A 17,976-nucleotide genomic window follows, 5' to 3' on the forward strand; every position below is an offset into this window, starting at 1 on the left:
CCGCACAGCGCCTTGAACTACAGACCACCAGCGCCCGAGGCCTTCATGCCTGCCAACGCAAGTGCACATCCACGTTTAGCCGCTTAAACTAACTTTACTTCTGGACCAGTTAACGCAGGCCAGTCAGATGTCGCCGCGGTTGACCTTCGCGAACAGATCCGCCTTGCGTTGATCGGTGGCGTAGTCGTGGATAAAAGCGATCTGATCGACGGGAATCCCTTGCGCGATCAACTTGGACTTCAGGTCGTCGTAGACGCTGAAGCGGCTTTGATCGGCCAGCAGCTCGTCCAGGCTGACCACCGCCTGCGCGGACTCGCCTTCTTCATCGCTTGCTTCATTGGCGTCGCCTTCCTTGGCCTCCTGCTCGGCTTCCCAGCGCGCGACATAGGCATCAATGTCCTCGGCCGGAATGGCATCGGTGTCGAACCTGCGTTGCCATGCATCACGATCTTTGGCCAGCTTGGCATTGGCCAAGTCAATCGCGTCCTGCCGCTTCACGTCACGCGCAACCGTCGCGCCGGAGCCCGCATCGATGACGGCCTGCGCGCCTCGCCGCTTTTGCAGAAAGAACACCCGATCCGGCCATGCCGACAACGCGACCTTGACCCCATCCACATGCTCCAGCTGCTGAGCGTCGTTGCGCACGAACCACGTCGGTCCCTTCGCTTGTGCCGCCTCGGTCGCGCGACCCCGCGCCGATGCCGGCACCGACAAATCGCAAAACACCAATTGGGTGCCACGCCGAGGTGTCCAGGCTCGCCAGATCCGAGCGATATGGCCGGCAGCGATGTTGATCTTTGAATCGGCAAAGTCCGGGGCCGAAGGATCGACCAAGCGATAGTCCAACCCGGCCTTGCGCGCATCGCCCGTCGCCTTGAGGAAGTTATCGATGCTCGGGTCTTTCGGCATGTTTTCCATGCGCCCGATGATCGAATCGCGCGGATACCGCTCTTTGGGCGCACCCGTCTCCGGGTCCAACAACGGCTGACCGTTGCCATCCAGCTGCCGCGTCGGAATGCCGATGTAGGCCGCTTGCAACGGCGAGCGCGCGACGACGATGTTCTGCGGACCACCGGTCTTGATCTTCGGCAGTGGGAAGCGATGGCCTTGTGCCTGCGCGTCGCGCATCAGGTCCGCGCGCGTCACCGTGTCGGCAAACTGCCGCCACAGCGTGCGCAGCTCGGGCAGGTTGGCGAACTTGCTGAAGCGCTTCTTCTCCTTGAACCGGCCCGCTGCATCCATCTCCCAGTCCGTGACCATCGCGCCGAACGTGCTCGACCACGCGTCGAACTGGGTCACGTTGAGCTGGCGAAGCGCGTTGTATTGCAGGTAGCGCTGGAAGTGATAAACCTCCGACAGCGTGTTCGACACGGGCGTACCCGTCAGAAACACGCGGTTCTTGCCTTGGTGGACGCCTTCCAAGTACCGCATCTTCACGAACAGGTCGAAGGCTTTCTTAGAACCCTCGGGGCTGCCCAGGCCGGCGACGTTGCGCTGGGTGGTGACGAAGAACAGGTTCTTGAATTCGTGCGCCTCATCGACCAACAGCGCGTCCACGCCGACTTCGGCGAAATCCAGCAGGTCGTCGCGACCGCGCTCGGAGATGCGGTCCAGTCGCTCCGTGATGCGGTCCTTGCGCTTTTGCAGCTGCTTGAACGAAAGCGAGTTCTTGCCCTCGCCATCCCGGATCGCGTCCAAGGCTTCGCCGATCTCCTGAACCTCGGTCTCCAGGATGTTCGCTTCGGCATCGCTTGGGAGCGGGATAAACCCGAACGAGGAATGCGCGACGATCACCGCGTCCCATTCGCCCGTCGCGATACGCGCAAACAACTGACGCCGCTTGCCGCGCTCAAAGTCCTGACGGCTGGCCGCCAGGACATTCGCGCCGGGATACAGCCGCAGGAAGTCGGCCGACCATTGGTCGACCAGATGGTTCGGTACGACGATCATGGGCTTGCGCCACAGGCCCAGGCGGCGCATCTCCATCACGCCCGCGATCGATGCGTAGGTCTTGCCCGCGCCGACCACATGCTCGGCCAGGGCCACGCCGTCCTGAATCATCCGGTAAGCGAAGCCGGATTGATGGGGCCGCAGCTCGCCGTTGGCCAGGATGCCGCGCGCCATGCCCGGAAAGCTCATGTGCGCGCCATCGAAACGACGCTCTACGTTCGTGTTGAACGTGTCGTTGTAATGCCGCGCCAGGCGCTCACGCCGGTCCACGTCTTTCCAGATCCAGTCGCCGAAGGCCTGCGCCAGCTCAGCGGCCTTACCCTGCGCCGCCGCCGTCGCGTCCTTGTTGAGTATCGGCGGCTTGTCCCGCGAGCCGCTGGCGTCGTACACCGTCACCGACTTGTTCATCATCAACGCGGCCATCAACTCATCCGCGCCCATCCGTGCGGTCCCCCACCGGTCGTGATTGAGCACGTTGTTCTGGCTCTTGACCTTGACCATCCAGCGTCCCAGTGCTGCGACGTGCTGCCCGGTCAAAGTGCCTTCAAAGGTCTCCTTGGCGAATGCGGCATAGTCGCTGGTCGGAATCCACGGTGTTCCCAGCTGGACGAAGATGTCGGCGGGGTCCACATCGACCGGCTGCACCTTCTCCAAGGCGTCCACATTGCGGCGATAGGCGTTGTCCGCGTCTGCTGCCGCGCGCGCCGCCGCCAGCTTGGCTTTGACGTTGCCCGACAGGTACGCGTCGGATGACTCCAAGGTGCCGTCCGGAGCCGCATAGGCCAGATCGCCCAGCTCGCGCATCAGATCGTCGGCGGTGGTGTCGGGGTACAGCGCGCGCATGAAGTCCATGTCCATGCGTCCGCGCTCATTCAGCGAGGCGAGCATCGCGCTCTTGGCGTCGCTGACCTTCGTCACCGGCTTGACCGGGTACTGCACGCGCTTGCTCAGCAAATCGGCCTTCTTCGCCGACTCGGCACGCGCGGTCCCGCCGCTTTTCTTCGCGGCCTCGCGCGAGACGCCCCGGTCGTAGTCCCGCTCCAGGCTCAGCAGCAACGGCGCGTCGGAATCGGAGCGGAAGGCCCGCTTGTTCACATCGCGCGTCAGCAGGCCAGATTCCTTGGTAAACGCGTCGTAGACCCGATTCAGCTCCGCGCGCAGCTCGGCCAATTCGGCGTCGGTAGTAGCCTCGCGCAGTTCCGCGGCGAGCAAGCGTCGCATCGCGTCGCGAATGCCAACCATGCCGCGAACGCGTTGGGCTTCGCCGGCCTTGAGTCCTGCTTCGACGTGTGTGGGTTGACCGTTGTGATCGGGCTGTCGCTGGCGCAGCGTGCCATCGGCATCGACGTAGTAGCCGTACACCTTGACGTTAGCGGGCGGCGCGGTGGCGGACTCAGCGGTCTGCTCCGCGTCGCGCGCGTCGCGTTCCATTTGCTCGATGCTGATACCGGGCGGACGGTAGACCGCCTCGGGCAACACCGATACCGCGTCGGCCAGGGCTTGCGTCAGATCCACACCCGGCGTCGCTTCCAACACGGCGCCCTGCGATCCGTGCGCGGTGTGGGTGCTCCACGCCATGCGACCCAACATCCGTTCCGGATGATCGAGGAAGCTGCGGTTCAACGCGAACGATTGTCCCGCTGCCTCATCGCGCGCTTCGCCGACCTGCACCCAGTCCTCGGGGTTTGCGGTCTCGCCTTCTGCCAGTCGCTGCAAGAACACGATATCGGTCGTGACGTTGGTACCCGCGTTCTTGGCGAACGCAGTTTGCGGCAGTCGAATCGCGCCCAGGAAGCGCGCGCGCTCGGCGATCCATTGACGGGTGGTGCGCGTGTTCGCGTCCAAGAACGAATTGGACACCACCATCGCCAACAGGCCGCCCGGTCGCAACGCGGCAATCGACTTGGCGAAGAAGTAGTTGTGGATGCTGAAACGCGACAGGTCCGGGTATTGCGGATCGTGGACGGACTGCGCGCCAAACGGCGGATTTCCGATGACCAGATCGAAACTCTCGGGCACGGTGCGCAGCTCGTGGAAGCCGCGAACCTGCACGGTCGAGGTGGGATACAGCTGGCGTGCGATGCGCCCGGTGATCGGGTCTAACTCCACGCCCGTACGCTGTGTCGCGGTGCGCAGCGACGCCGGCATCCGGCCGAAGAAGTTGCCGGTGCCCAGGCTGGGCTCCAGCACACGACCGTGCGTGAACCCGAGCCGCTTCACGGCATCCCACATTGCGTCGACGACGTTGCGGGCGGTGTAGTGTGCGTCTTGCGTGGACCGGCCGGCGGCGGCCAACTCCTCGGCAGACAACGCTGCCGTTAGGTCGGCCACGCGTTGTTCCCAGCCCTTCTTGACCGCCCCCGTGGTGGGATGGCGGAAGGCTTGCGGTAGACCGCCCCAACCGACGTAGCGCGCCAGGGCCGATTGTTCCTCCGGCGTCGCCGGCGTACCGCGCGCCTCGACGGCCTTCAGTACCCGGATGGCATTGAGGTTTTGGTTGAACTTTTTGACATCGCCGACGCCCTGAAACTCCAGTTCGTCGGTCAGCGCGAAGTCCGCAGGGGCGGTTACAGCTTGAGCGGTAGTCCGGCCACTTCCAGGCACTCGCTCGGCGTCAGATGCAGGTTCGTCAGCCGAGTCTCGCTTGCGTCTTCCAGGGCGTGCCGGTGCGTTCCCGTCAGCAGCGGCACGAGTTCGCCGCTTCCCACGAGCTGCCGGAACTTCTTCGGGCTGCCCACGTACCAAATCTCCAGCAGATTCCACATGTCCAGTAGCGGCAGGTCGCTCGCGTTCAGCGTCTGGAAGTTCTCCCGACCGATCGCTTTGATGACTTGATTCAGGTAGTTGCCCATCGTGCTGCTCCTTGGCGTTCGGCGGCGAATCATAAACCGCCGACACGCGCGTTGGGGAGCCTGCAGGCGGCATTGCATCGACGCTATCGTCCGGCGCGTTCGTGGGGGTAGCCGCCGATGGCGTGGACGCTTCAGAGGACGGGGTGGAGCGCTTGCGCACCGGCACCAGACCGCCACCCCGCGACACCAAATCGAAGTCTTCGGGCGCTTGCCCGTGCTGCTCGATGGCGGCCAAGGCGGCGCGGCGAGAACGGAACCCTTCGTTCTCAGCCGACGTCGCTCCCCTACGGGTAATCTCGCGTACGTCTTTCCACGTTTCACGCGCGCGACTGCCGTCTTGATCGAGGTTGTCGCGCAGCACTGAGCGACCCAGCCTGCGCTGGCCGGTGGCGTTGAAGGTCGGCAACATGGTGCGTGTGCCACTCAGATCGGTCGCACGCACGCGGTGGGAGTCGCCGTATACATCACGCACCCGCACGAAGTCGGCAGCGGACGAGCCCGCACTCGGCTGCGAGCTAGATCGAACAGCTGCACTGGATTCCGATGGCGCTACGGATGGACCGACCGCCGTCACGCTGCGCATGGCCTCATTGTTCTGCGGACCTTCCCCAACCGCGCCGCGCGCGTCTGAAGGCACGGCGAACGATTCATTCGTGGACGCCGCCGCTGGAGCTTCGGGCTCAGGTTTTGCCGTTGCCGTTGGTTGACTTTCGACGGCTCTCTCGCCGGCAGCGACCGTAGATTCGGGAGCGCGCGGTTGCGGCGCTGGCGTTACCGCAACCGAGGTTGGATCGGACGCTTGCGAATCAGCAGGACGGGTCGTCGACTCCACCCGCTGCGGCGTCGAAGCGTCCTCAACCGCGCTCGTCTCCACACCGGGCGGGGAAGAGATCGCAGCGGTAGTTTGTTCAATTGCAGGTCCGGGCGAACGCACCCCGCCATCGGCGGTCTGAGGCGCGTTGTTGCTGGCTGGTGCGATGGTGCGGGCCTCGCGTAACGCATCGTCTTCGGCTTGCATGCGTTTGCGACGCTCAACCAGCACCTCACTACGCAGCTCACTCATCGAGCGCTTGTTCATGCCAAACACCGCCACCAGTTGCTCGGTCTTCGGCAGCGGCCCACGGTCGGCTTGCGCAGTGAGGTAATCGCGCACGCGCGTCACGTTGGCGGGGTCCAGGGTTGCGGGCGCTTCCACGCCAGCGCGCGATTCAATACCGCGATTCGGCAATGACGCGTTGCGACGCGCCGAAGCGGGCAGACCCGAATTTCCAACGGCACCGCGCGACTCCAGGCCACGCGTCGGCGGAAGCACGCCGAGTTCCGCTTGCGCACTATCGGCACCGTTTTGAAGCGCACCGTGTTCGGCGGCGACATTGACTGCGCGCGACAGCGGGCCGTTGTTCGGATCGGGAAGACCGGCGTCCCGAACGAACGCACCGGGATTGAGATACCCCTCTCGTGGCCCCTTTTGGATAGACAACCGCCGCATCGGGCGCTGCGGTGTCGCGCCTACTGTGGCCCCCTCGTTAGGGGCCGCGCCCGGATGCGCCGCGCGCGCCTCATTGACGTCTGCCGTGAGACCCGCGCTCTGACGGCGTCGCACGAACTCGGCGTCGGCCTGCTGTTGCTGGAACGTCTGCGCCGCCGTGACGGCCTCACCCGCCTCGTTGATGGTGATTTCGGGCGGGGGCAGTGCAAGCGTCGGCGGCATCCCCGGCGCGAGCGCCTGTGGATTCAGCCTCATCTTTTCGCCGGCCAGCGACTGCAACGCACCCATCGGCCCGCCATCGTCCAGCGCATCAATGTTGGGGACCGCTGCCGGGTGGCCCGGTCGGGCGGGGTTGACGTTGGCCGTGAGATCCACCGCTTGGCGGCGGCGCAGGAACTCGACATCAGCTTGCTGCTGGGCGAAGGCCTGGGCCGGCGTGATGGCCTCGCCCAATTCGTCGACCGTAATCACCGGAGACGGCAAGGCGAGTACAGGCGCGTTCGGCGGCTGGCCTTCGGGTAGCGATCGACGCACACCACCTGCCGCGCCCATGACGCCACCGCCCAAGGCACCGGCCGCGATGTTCTCGATGTAGTCGTCGGTCGCCTCGCTTCCCGTTAGGTCGCGTTGTGCGCCCCACCTCTCCAGAGCGGCCTGAACGCCCTCTGTTCCGCCTTCGGTGATCGTGCCTTGCGTTGCACCCGCCAACAACCGGCGCGCGACACGCGGGCTGCTGGATGCACCCTTGAGCAAGCGGCCGACGCCGATACCTTCCGCGGCGCTGTCCACTGCACCGGCAACGGCGCCCGCGCCCAGCGCGCGCCACGCGTCGCCGGCATCGAGCGTTTCGCCCGCTGCCGCCGCATCATCCGCGCGGCCGGTGTACGCGATACCGGCCTCTTGCGCGGTGTTCAAACCAAAACCCGCCACGGTTGCGCCACCGATCTGCTGCAAGCGCCGCTGCAACGCGACCTTGCCCGCCGCTTCGGCGGCCTCGCGGCCGATGCCCTTACGCACCTGATCTGCAACCAACGATTCGACCGACTCGGTAATCAGCTTCTTAGCCGCGCCGCGCGCGACGAGTCCGCCCACCGCGCCGGCCGCCGTGCCCGCACCAGGCGCGGCGCTGCCGATCGCTGCGCCGGCCGCTGCCGTTGCCAAGCTCTGCACCGCCTGACCGCCGAAGTTGCCGAGCACGTCGCCGGCCCATTCGCCTGCACTGTCCTCGCCCGCGAGCACGCCCTTGAACGACGCTTCGTTCTGGAGCGGTTGGATCTGCTCGCGCTCGATGCGCTGGTAGTTCGCCAATGCGCTATCGCGCAAACCGTTTGCCCCCACCCCGCCAGCCAAGGCCGCGCCGGCACCGTACAAGAGGCTTTGGGTTTCCGGCAGGCTGCGTTTGAAGCCGCGCGCGGCGGCACTGAAGAATCCAGTGGCAGGTTTTTTCTGCGCCGGCACCGCCGGCGCGGACGCAAAGGGGTCCACCACCCCGGTTGCGGCCGGAGTGTCGAAGGGATCAATCAAATCGGTCATGGGGTGCCGTACTTTTTCTGATAGAACGCGGTCAACTGCGCGTCAGTGGCGGAGGGGTTGGCCTTACGGGCTTGCGCGAGGAACTGATCCAGCGTCGGATTCCCCGCCGCTGCGGCCGGTGCCGCCGTGCTGGGCGCTGGCGGTGCGAACAGCGCCTGCGCGCGCCCATCCAGCGCGGCGAGTTGTTGCGCGCGCTGGTCTTCATCGAGCGACAGGCTGTCCAGCACGGCCTTCTGCTGCTGGCCCAAGTAATCCAGTTGGTCTTTCGGCGTGATCCGACCGCTTGCATCGGCTTTGACCACTTCCTGCACGGCCTGACCGGTGGCGTCGGTGATCGGCGTGAAGCTGCCGTCCTGGCGCAACGCGCCGGTTCGGCCATCTGCCGTGTTGAGCGTGCGCAGGACACGCTGACCCTCAAGGGCCTGTTGCTGTTGCGCCGTCGCGCTGTCGAACTCCAGCCGACGTGCGTCCTGACGGCGCTGCGCAAATGCCTCGTTAGCAACGTTCTCCGCGCTCGCACCCGATTGCAGCAATCCGTTTGCCGCCTGTTGGCCAGTCGCGCTGGCTTGGTTCATCGCGCCCAGTTGCCCGAGCAGCGCCTGCGCAGCGGCAGCGCGCGACCCCGGTCGCCCCTTGTTCTGATAGCTGCCTTGGGAAATCTCAAAGCGGCGCATCAGCTCGGCTTCCGGACCAAACCCGTCCGTGACCATCGATCCCGCGTCCACGCGCGTTTGCAATGCCGCTACGCGCGCGCCTTCCAACGCACCACGGGTTGTATCGGCCACGCGCGCTGCGGTCGAAGGCGGCGCAACCATCGTGGGCGGTAGCACTCGCGCGGGCGCTGTACCTGCCGAAGCATTGAGCAGACCCGGTACGGCGCGCGTGACTCCATTCGCGCCCGTAAACGTGTTCGCGTCGCCGGGACGCAGGCGCGGCCCGTTTGGCAATGCCGATGCGGCGTTGGCACTGCGTGTGCCTGGATCGGTCTGCGCGGTGGCCGGTAGCGCATTGGCCGCCGGCAGGCCTCGGGACGGCGCGGGCGCGGGAACTCCCGCATTGCGCAGGAGCGTTTGCGTCTGCGCCCGACTCGTGAAGTCGCGGTACTTTCCCGCCATTTGCTGCAACGGCACGGCATAGGCTTGTTTCGCGGCGTTTGCTTGCGCCAACTGACCATCCAGTTGCCGCAGCGCACGCGCGCCGTTGGGCACCTTGGAAATCTCATAGGGCGCTTGAAACTCGTTGCGCGGAACGATCAACTCCGGCTTGGCGGTTTCTTCCAAACGCCGTCGCGCGCCCGTTAGGGTTTGACTTCGCTGCGAAGCTGCATCGAAACCACTGCGCAGCTTGCCGTACTCGCTGTTGAGGCCTTGCAACTCAGGATTCAGCGCACGACGGCGCGGGATTGTGGGATTTTCGGCCACGGGTTAAATACTCGAATCGGCGATCTCGCCTTGGAAATTGAAGTCGGTGCTGCACGACTTGGCTTCGCTGCGGGAGCTGCTCACCGCTGCGCTGTAATTCACGGCCGACGCACTGGACGCGGCGAGTTGCCCCATGACTTGCGCCAGCATCTTTCGCACTTCCAGCAACAAGCTGGTGAGCTGGATGTTTTCCTGCACGCGGATCTCGGCGGCCTTGAGCTGGGTGTTGACGCGCGCGTTCTCGCGCTCTAATCCGAGCTGGAACGTACGGTCGGCCGCTGCACTGGCCGATTGCTCCACGCCGCCCTGCGCGCTGTAGATGCGGGCCTGCGCGTCCGCGCGCTGTCCCACCGCGCCTAGGCGGGCTTGCTCGGTAGCCAACAGCGCGCGAATCCGTTCCAGATCGGATTGGAATACCGCGATCTGCTGGCCGTGCTGGGCGATTCGCAAACGTTCGCGGTCCAGCCGCGCGCCGTTGCCGGCATTGACCGCCTGCACCTTGGTGGAGAACGCTTCGACCAAGTTGCGATGAACCGTGACCTTGCTGTTCTCGGCTTCAACGCTCGCGCGGTAGCCATCCCACTCTTTGCCGTAGGCGTCGTAACGCGCGCCGTAGGCATCGACCTCGGCTTTGAACGATTCGATGATCGATCGCTCGACGTCCGCCTGCGCTTTGACGCCCTCGACGCGGGCGCGGTACAAGTCCGCAAGCCCGTTGAGCGCACGAATCTGTTCGGCGTACAGACGCACACGCTGTTCGTTGATCTCGCCGCGAGCGCGTTCGCCTTCGATCTGGGCGCGGTACACCTCGACCTTCGCCAGTTCCGCGCGGATGCGCTCGGCGAAGACCTGCGCCTCGGTTTGGTACGCCTGCAGGCGCGCGTTGAAGGCGCTGATCCGGGCGTTGAGCACCGCGATGGCGCTCTCGCGCAGGAACTGCGCGGCCTGCAGCGCCAAGCGCTGTTCCTCGGTGTGCAGATTGATCGCCACGCCTTCCAGGGCAATGCCCTGTTGCACAGCAAGGCGCATGTTCGCGAGGGATTCCTCGTACTGCTTGATCGCGACTTCGCGGGCGTACTCGGCGAGGCGGCTCTGGCCGGCTTGGCGCGCGGCGTCGATACGGGCCATCAACATTCCCGGCGGCTGGGTAAAACCGCGCGCGGCGAAGTCCTCATACGCTTGCCCAACGTTGGCCGCCGTCTCCAGCTCGATACGGCCCCGCCCGCGTTCAAACAGCGCGCGCTCTATTGCCGGCGGCAAGGCAGCCTCGCCGTCCAGCCACGCACCGACCTTGCCGCGCAGCTTGTTCAACAGTGCCGAGACATACGCCTGCGGCGAGAACGACCAATCCTCGTTGAACGGCGGCTCCACAAACACCGGCCGCTCGCTGTCGAAATGCGGCAGCCGGATGTCGGGAACGTTGGGAAGATGCAGTTCCAGGAAGCTCGGCAACGCCGGCATGGCGTAACCCGGCGCTTCCGGCACCACTAACGCACCAGGGCGGCGGGGCGGTGTTGGCGCAACGAGATTCAGCGCACTAGGCTTCGGCCCATAGGTCAGGGTGGGTGCGGGAAAAGACTCGTTCGGTAACTCGACCAGATCGGGCGTCTGTGGAACGAACGTGGGCGGTCGCGCCGGATCGGGCGGTACGCGCAGCTCAAAGTCTGCGGCGTCCAGACGCGGGGGCACCGGACGCTGAAACGGGACTTGCCCGGCGTTGTAGTCGAAGTTGACCGTGAAGGTGGTCGGCAGAGCCGTGAACCCGGCGAGTTGCCCGCTTTGCTGGATCGCGAGCTCATAGGTCCGAGTCGCTAGGTTCATAAACGTCTTGTGGCCGTCGCTGACGTACAGCACGGCCGGGTCCGCCGAGAGGACCGGGCAAAAATCAGTCAAAGGAGGGAGACTCCGGATCGTGGTTACAATCTCGGCAGCACTTGCGGCGGCCGATCTACGGCGTTCCCAGGCAAGGCGAACGGTTCAAGCAACGGAGGCTTGATGAAAAAGGTCTTGGGAATACTCGGCGGCGTAGCCGCCGTGGTGGTCGTGTTGCTCGCGATGGGCGTTGGCAAGTTCGCCGGACGCGCAGGGGCCGAGGCGCTGTTCGACGAGACGACCGGTGACGACCTGCTTGCGGCGGTCATGCTCACCAACCAACAACTGCCGCGAATGGTGGATGAGACGGCGCGTCTGGATCGGGTGTCCCATGAGCCGGGACGCGTCCTGACTTACCACTACACCCTCATGGGGTACTACGCGCCGATTGCGAACCCTGACGGCATCGTCGACCCCTTTGACCGCGTTGATCCCCTCGGTATCCGCGCCGACCTAGACGGGTATAAAGAGCGCCTGGTCCAGGGCGCCTGTAAGTCGCCCTCCATACGTTCGTTTCTGAAAAACAAGATGACGGTCGTTTACCACTACAACGACGCGAACGGCCGGAAATTCTTCGACGTTGCCATCCCACCGGAGCGCTGCGGGTTGCCGGAGCGGTAGCCTGCTGCCGCTCAATACCAGCCGGGGAAGAAGCCCAGCGGCCGTGGCGGCAGCTCCAGACGAGCATCTCCCATCATGAGGTTCTAGCTGATAAGCCCTGCCTGCCAGTCAATGGCAGCCGTGATTGAAGCGCAACGGCATAGGCGGTCCGCTATCGACCCGAATCGTTGCCACCGCACTGTCTCCGCACGGCAGTGTGTTGATCCAAGCCGAGTACGCCACACCGCCTTCTTCTACCGGTCCAAGCGGGAATGCTAGTTCGCCGATATCCACAACGAACACGGTCGGCACCTCAAACGTAAAGGTGCCGCCGAACGTCACCCGGATCGGTCTTGCGCCTGAATCGCTGCTGGTCATCGCGAGCTCTGCCAGCACACCCCAGGCGTAGGCACGATCCAGCGCAGGAAGCATCCCGCTAAAGCCCGCACGAAAGGTGTACGTGTTCGCGTTGGCCTCTTGGCCGACCAGCTCAACGGCGAAGACGCCGGGCATGGGGGTCGTTTCTAGAATCGTACCGTCCGGTGCCAACCGAACGATTCGGATATTTTCGAAAAGCCCCGTGTACCGCTCGGGATTCGCTCCGTAGGCGTTGTAGAACTCGCCGTTGACCTCGGTTTGCAGCGTGTGGCCCAAGCCCACTATCGCCCGGAAGCCAACAGGGGGTTCCTCGTTTCCGATCGGCGTCTGTACCGGATTACCAACGGTGTTCGGCGAGGCGAAGAAGATGTGGCCGTTGGTGCCCGAGGCGGTCCAATCGCTCGGCGGTAGTGGGGTTTCGCATTCTTGCGTGGCGCCCTGTAAATCCGTCCAGAAGCACACCGGCTCGCCCGCGTCAGCGTTGGTGGCTGAGATCGCCATCAGCGCCTTCCACTGCTATTGCCGCGCACACGGCGATCCACCCGCAGAGGCAGGAACTCGATCACGTCCAGGCCGAAGTCCGCTCCATCGATGTTCTCGATCACGTAGTCGAAGTACACCGATTGCAGGCCCGCACCGACCTTGACTCGCCCTTCGCGCACGCTGTCGGCCGCGCGCGCTCGCAGTCGATACGCGTGGGCGATACGCTCACCCGTTCTTAGATCGGCGGCGACCACGCTCAAGCGCAGGTCGCCGCTGGCGGTGTAGCCCAAGTACATGCTCGGAAATGATTTCTTGAGCTGTGACCCGAAAGCCGACATGCCCTGACGGATGCGCGCATGGATGGGCTCGCCGGCATCGGTGTCGCCGCCCAATCGATACAACCCGGTATCGGTCGCCCCGTACACCGTGCCCGCCAGGGGAAGAAAACTGTTGAACGGATAGTTCGTGTAGCGCGAGAGCGCTTTGCTCTGCGTGTTCATCACCCAGGCGACGTATTCACCCGAGTCCAGGTGAACCCGCACCACTGCGCCTAAGTGATCTCGCAGCGCCACATGGACGTCTGCGCTTGCACGCGTCCGTGCCGCGACGTTCATTCGATCGGTCAAAACGACAAGGCGCAGTACACCCGGTTGTAGCGCAGCCCGCAGGCGCAACTCATCCGCCCACCGCAGCGTCGCGGTCAAAGTCTCAGCCACGTTGGCTCCCAGCATCAGCCCACTGACCAACGTGCCAATCCGAAGAGGATCGAGCGTCGCACCGAGTGCCAGGGCTTCAGCAATCAACGACATCGCCTCCAACTCGGTATTCACCGCGTCGCCGAGCAACAGGGCATCGACCAACTGCTCAACCGCAATTGCCGAGATGTGGTTGCGTTCTCCAAGCGCGAGTGAAGTAGTCAGCAGCTCGCGCAGGATGAGGCCGAGCGTATCGCCCAACGACGCCTGCGACTGTAGGTGGCGAGTGCCACGCCAGCGCGCGCGGGGGGCAGCCGCCAGCATGAGATTGACGTGCAACAGCGCGGTTTGAATCGACGACAGGCGGGTGCGCGCCTTTACACGCGCGCTCAAACGCACGGTGTCGTCTCCCGTGGTTGGTGGCGAGCGCAACTCGCTACCAAAGCCGGTCAGCACCACCGCGCCGTCGCCGACTTGGCGCGCGGCCGAGCCGCGTCCCGTTGCCGCCAGGATTCCATCGCCTTGCGCGGGCGGCAGCACACCCGTGCCGAAGCCGTACGTCGCGGCGAGTTGCAACGCGCCGTCGCCAATGCAGAACGCGACAGGTGGCGGCGTCACGCCGCCACTGGCCGACTGCAACCACAATTCACCGTCACCTACTGCACCCGCGCTCAACCCGCGCGCAAATCCAAAGCCACCCAGCGTGAGCGCGGCATCGCCTATTGCCGGCTCCGGTGGACTCGGCGGTGCCAGGGTCTCGAACACAATCGTGCTCACAGCACCCGGTCCTGCGCGCGGAACAGCGCGGCCCCGACGATGACCGGTCCGGTCGATAGGTTCGGCGACACATATACGCTTTCGCCATTGATCGAGAACGCGACCAATCCAGACTGACGCCGCAGCTCAAACTCGTCACCGCGCGTGTAGGTCGTCGGCGTCGTCATCCAACGCCCAAACTCCATACACGCCACCCGGCGCGTTCCATCCAAGGGATCGGTATCGAAATAGAACGCATGCGACAGCGAGGTGTAGAGCCCCGCGTCCGGACGCTCAAAGGCGAAACCCACCGCGCCGGCCGCCGCGATATCGACCTGAAAGACTGTGCGCAGATCCCCGTCGAGTCGGTCCACGCTGTTCGCACCGGCATTCCAGCCGTCGTGCGTATCCACTGTCTCGATGTCGGGAACGCCTGGAACCGCGTCACGACCAGGGAAGTTTGAAAGCATTACGACGCGGCACGGCCCGCCCGTTTGGCAACCGGGTGGATCGACATAAGTGCCATCGCGCGGAATCCATAACCCACGCAGCCCCTCTCGGTAATACGTTCGCGACTCCCGATGCATCCCTGTCGTCGTCGGCACATCGAACACGCCGGTAATCGGGCCGTCATGACCGGGCTCGGGATAGCCGTTGCCGATGATGCGTACCCCCGGAAAGCGCACGAACGTCATGTGCCGGATCGGCCCATACCAGCCATCGGGCGGCGAGGCGTCCAACTGGCTCCATTGACGAAAGTGCTCGGGCCGATTCGGGAAGCTGCCTTTTTGGCGGAACGCCGTGGAGCGAGGTGAGGGCGTGGCATACAGATGGAACGCGATGGCGGGAGCGGCGGGGTAAGCCGGGGTGCCCGGTGTGACCGTCACCGTAGCGGTCTTAGTCAACGCGCCCACATCAACCGCCCAGTGCCGCCTGCGGCAGGCGCCAACCGAAATCGCCCACCGGTTGCTCGTTGCCCGCCGTCAGCGCCGCTATGCCCAGGCGCAGTTCGGCTCCGCTGCTGGGACCACCCACCGCACCTTGAAGGCGCGTGCCAGTCAGCGCGTCCGCGACCGCGCGTCCGTCATCGCCGGCCGTGCAGAAGCGATAGAACGTAGGAGTCAATGTGGTCTGCGCGGCGTCGGCTCCTTCAAACGCCGTAGTGCCGCGCCAAACTTCAGTGGGCGACTTACTCAACACCCCATTGATCGGCGTGTCGAACGTCAGGCCGCTGCCGGTGCCATTGAGCCCGATACGCACCAGCTCCGTATGCACGCTGGCCAGGTTAAGGGCTTCGGCGGCGGTGCGCGGCACGGTGCCGGCGAACAGAATCAGGCGTCCTCCATCGAGTCGGGTTTTGATTTGGGCCAACAGCACGTTGGCCAACGCAGGCGTTAGCAGAAGCATGAGGAGTCCGAAGGAAGGGTGGGATCAACTAAACGGGTGTGGGCTTTCCGAGCAACCACACCGGGTGGTAGCGGGCTTGTTCGCCACCGACTCCGGTCAACGCGCTCAGCGGCTGCCCGGTCGCGTAGTTCGCGATTACCTCATCGCCATTGAGATAGAGGTTGGTGTTGTACGAACAGACCGTGACGCCGTCGACGCTGGCGAAACCGGGCATCGTGGTGTGACCGGCAAGGTCGGTCTGTTGATTCGCCGCCGAGTTGCTCGCGCTGCTCGCAGCGTCGCGAATGGCCAGCCACGCGCCGGCCGAGTTCGCGATCCGGGTTTGACCAAACGTATCGGCTTTGCGGAATGGAGTCGTGAGATGCGCCGCAAGCAGCGACATGCCGAAGTTGGTGGTCAACCCGAGATTCGATGACCCAAACGCGTGCAGATGCATCAAAGCCAATGGGGCAATGGAGGCTTCCGCCAAGCGCGCCAGCACCGCCGTATAGGTCGGCACCATCGTGAACGCAGTTCGCTCAATCGGCGTCTGTGCGATGACGGTCTCGCTGCCGCGTTGCCACAGCACGACGCGGTAACGGAAACGAAGCGCGGGCGACGGTCCACCCGCGAAGGTTTGCCTCGACTCCAGCAGCAGCAATGCACCCTCGCGCAAATCCGCGCACAGCACTTGCCGGCGACACCAATCGACCCGGCCCGATGTGGGGTCCGTAACCAACCCCAACTCCCACGCGACGGTTTCGGCACCGTCCAGCCGATAGGCCAGCCCGCGACCGCGCCGCACGACCTGCAACACCGCAGGACCGTCTTCGGCCAAGGTCGCCGCGGCTCCGTCGCCGGCCGCCAAACTGACCGCCGCGCGCGTTAAGCGCACCGCGCCCGTGGCCGCCACCATCAACTCCAACCGCATGTTCGCCTCGGTAGGACGCGACCACACCTCGCCCTGCTGCACCGTTTGCGCTGAACTCGGCGGTACATGGGTCACGGCCACCCTGCCGGTCGCATCGAAATGCCAGGGAGCCGTGGCGCGCGCCTCTATGCCGTCCCATAACGTTTCGTGGGATCGCGCGAGCACCCGCCGTTTCATCGGTCCCGGCGCCGATGGATCGATGACCATTTCAAATCGTCGCAGCGCGAGCGGCACATCGCCCATGAAGTAGGACGGGCTCGCCCAGCCGTCCGGGTGCAGTGCAGCCAGCGGCGGCGCGGGCGGCCAGCTCACTTCCGACAAGGCCGCCATGATGACCATCAACCAGCGACCATCGAAGGCCGCGCCCATTACTAAGCGTTCGGGGAAATCGACCTCGCTGGCCTCGCAGTACCGGTCCACGTCCAGCAACACTTGGCCCAGGCAGAACACCCAGCGCCCGTACTGCGTCAGCGGCCGGCGATAGCCATCAACGAAGTAGCGACTGGACGGGCCGTACCACTGGATGCGCTCATCGTCTTTGCTACGCCAGTCCACGTTGGCCGCATAACGAATGCCGTCCGGAAACAGCGCGCGGTACGTGCCTTTCTTGCCCGCGAACTCGGCGTAACCGGTGGTCGACGCTTCATGAAAGTAGGTCGTCCAACGCGGGCGCAGGATCTGCTGCGGGAATCGGGCGTCCAAACCTTGCGGGTGCGCGGTGTCGCGCGCCCACACCACAAAATCGTCTTTGCCGCGCGGCGGATCGACGGGCCGCTGGGTCAATGGCGGCGGCACAATCGTCATGCGCGGGATGCCGCCGCGCAGCTCACCAATCACCACCGCGCCATCGGGCAGATGCTGGGTCATCTGGTGCGTGCGCAGGCCCAAGTGGGCGGCGTCGGCCACGACCGCGCCGAGCACTTTGCGCGCGAACGGAACGTAGCCTGCCGCGCGCGTCTTGTCGCCGACCACATGGACGTGCGTCCAGTCGGTATGGCGAGCACCCGGCACGATCAGCCCGCGTCGGTCGCGGTCAACACGTACTCGATGCCGAGCTTGTCGCCACCGGCCATGTTCAAACGCGGATGGTCGAACCGCACCGCCGCCGTGCCCACACCGGTCGTGGAACCCTTCGCCGACGACGACACGATCAGACAGCCGTACAGGTTGTAGGGACCGCCTGCGGCCAGGACGAACAGCGCTTCGTTGCCGGTGTTGCCCGTGCTTTGCGCGCTCGCCGCTCGCGGGATGACCCACGCAGGTCGCGTGGTGGCCGTGTACGCGGTGAATTCGTCAGCCGCTGCCGGGAACTGCGCAGCGGTCAATGTCGGGTCAGGTGTGTAGTTGCCCTTGAACGGGGCCAAGTACCACTGCGTAATCTGCGGGTAGCCGCCTGTGGGTGGGTAGGCCACGTTGAGAAGGTGGTTCAAGCCTTCGTTGAGCAAGGTGTTCGCGTCGATGGCGATGGACTGGTAGTGGCCATCGCGGTAGTCACGCACCTTCATAGCACCGCCGACAAACACACCCATGTGCGTCAGCAGCAGACCTTGGTCGCTTCGCTCGTAGCGGTGACGCCGCAGCTCGCGCGCAATCTCGTCGGCGTGAGTGCGCCAGAGGTTTTGAGTCATGG

Annotated in this window: 10 protein-coding genes; 1 reads left to right on the plus strand and 9 read right to left on the minus strand. The window is 64.9% G+C overall.

The window, feature by feature from the left end; genetic code table 11:
* Positions 1-123 precede the first annotated feature (123 nt).
* Genes ACTOWJ_RS27760 through ACTOWJ_RS27770 form a run of 3 tightly spaced genes read right to left on the minus strand, consistent with a single transcriptional unit; the run spans position 124 to position 11,066 of the window.
* Entirely contained in the window at positions 124-7,824 is a 7,701-nt protein-coding gene (locus ACTOWJ_RS27760) for an Eco57I restriction-modification methylase domain-containing protein (protein WP_441337874.1), read from the minus strand.
* Positions 7,821-9,245 carry a hypothetical protein gene (locus tag ACTOWJ_RS27765; RefSeq protein WP_441337875.1) on the minus strand — a complete coding sequence of 475 codons (1,425 nt, stop codon included), beginning with the start codon at positions 9,243-9,245 and terminating at the stop codon, positions 7,821-7,823. The genes ACTOWJ_RS27760 and ACTOWJ_RS27765 overlap by 4 nt, the downstream gene beginning before the upstream one ends.
* 3 nt (positions 9,246-9,248) lie before the next feature.
* Positions 9,249-11,066 carry a hypothetical protein gene (locus tag ACTOWJ_RS27770; RefSeq protein ID WP_441337876.1) on the minus strand — a complete coding sequence of 606 codons (1,818 nt, stop codon included), beginning with the start codon at positions 11,064-11,066 and terminating at the stop codon, positions 9,249-9,251.
* A 174-nt stretch (positions 11,067-11,240) separates the two neighbouring features.
* Between ACTOWJ_RS27770 and ACTOWJ_RS27775 the strand changes: the two genes are divergently transcribed.
* The gene (locus tag ACTOWJ_RS27775; protein ID WP_441337877.1) at positions 11,241-11,738 is read left to right on the plus strand and encodes a hypothetical protein; all 498 of its coding nucleotides are present in this window, start codon (positions 11,241-11,243) and stop codon (positions 11,736-11,738) included.
* A 108-nt stretch (positions 11,739-11,846) separates the two neighbouring features.
* On the opposite strand, the gene ACTOWJ_RS27780 is transcribed toward ACTOWJ_RS27775, so the two are convergent.
* The 6 genes from ACTOWJ_RS27780 to ACTOWJ_RS27805 are packed head-to-tail and all read right to left on the minus strand — an operon-like array spanning position 11,847 to position 17,974.
* Positions 11,847-12,596 (minus strand): hypothetical protein, encoded by a 750-nt coding sequence (locus tag ACTOWJ_RS27780; protein ID WP_441337878.1) that lies wholly within the window; start codon positions 12,594-12,596, stop codon positions 11,847-11,849.
* A complete protein-coding gene (locus ACTOWJ_RS27785; RefSeq protein ID WP_441337879.1) occupies positions 12,596-14,050 on the minus strand; it encodes a hypothetical protein in 1,455 nt (484 codons plus the stop codon). Before ACTOWJ_RS27785 ends, ACTOWJ_RS27780 begins: the two co-directional genes overlap by 1 nt.
* A complete protein-coding gene (locus ACTOWJ_RS27790; protein WP_441337880.1) occupies positions 14,047-14,934 on the minus strand; it encodes a hypothetical protein in 888 nt (295 codons plus the stop codon). The genes ACTOWJ_RS27785 and ACTOWJ_RS27790 overlap by 4 nt, the downstream gene beginning before the upstream one ends.
* 10 nt (positions 14,935-14,944) lie before the next feature.
* Positions 14,945-15,415, minus strand: a complete 471-nt coding sequence (locus ACTOWJ_RS27795) for a hypothetical protein (RefSeq protein ID WP_441337881.1) — start codon at positions 15,413-15,415, stop codon at positions 14,945-14,947.
* Between the two features lie 49 nt (positions 15,416-15,464).
* Positions 15,465-17,318, minus strand: a complete 1,854-nt coding sequence (locus tag ACTOWJ_RS27800) for a hypothetical protein (RefSeq protein ID WP_441337882.1) — start codon at positions 17,316-17,318, stop codon at positions 15,465-15,467.
* Positions 17,319-17,359: 41 nt separating this feature from the next.
* Complete coding sequence (locus ACTOWJ_RS27805) at positions 17,360-17,974, minus strand: hypothetical protein (RefSeq protein ID WP_441337883.1); 615 nt, start codon at positions 17,972-17,974, stop codon at positions 17,360-17,362.
* Between the last annotated feature and the right edge of the window lie 2 nt (positions 17,975-17,976).

The organism is Lysobacter sp. CA199 (assembly GCF_052078715.1).
GTDB lineage: Bacteria > Pseudomonadota > Gammaproteobacteria > Xanthomonadales > Xanthomonadaceae > Lysobacter.